Origin of the sequence: Nocardiopsis protaetiae, from assembly GCF_045446735.1 — a bacterium.
GTDB lineage: Bacteria > Actinomycetota > Actinomycetes > Streptosporangiales > Streptosporangiaceae > Nocardiopsis > Nocardiopsis protaetiae.
On record NZ_JBJJBV010000584.1, the window covers coordinates 1 to 295 of the forward strand.

The 295-nt window shown below is 61.0% G+C and carries 1 rRNA gene; it reads right to left on the reverse strand.

Going from position 1 to position 295, the window contains the following annotated elements:
• Window positions 1–295: ribosomal RNA gene (locus ACJOT3_RS34775) — 16S ribosomal RNA — on the reverse strand; the annotation flags it as partial.

A 295-nucleotide genomic window follows, 5' to 3' on the forward strand; every position in this document is an offset into this window, starting at 1 on the left:
CCCCGGTCTTTCACAGCAGACGCGACACGCCGCCTACGAGCTCTTTACGCCCAATAATTCCGGACAACGCTCGGACCCTACGTATTACCGCGGCTGCTGGCACGTAGTTAGCCGGTCCTTATTCCCCACCTACCGTCAACCCCACGAACACGTGGAGCCTGCGTGAGTGGTAAAAGAGGTTTACAACCCGAAGGCCGTCATCCCCCACGCGGCGTCGCTGCGTCAGGCTTTCGCCCATTGCGCAATATTCCCCACTGCTGCCTCCCGCAGGAGTCTGGGCCGTGTCTCAGTCCCA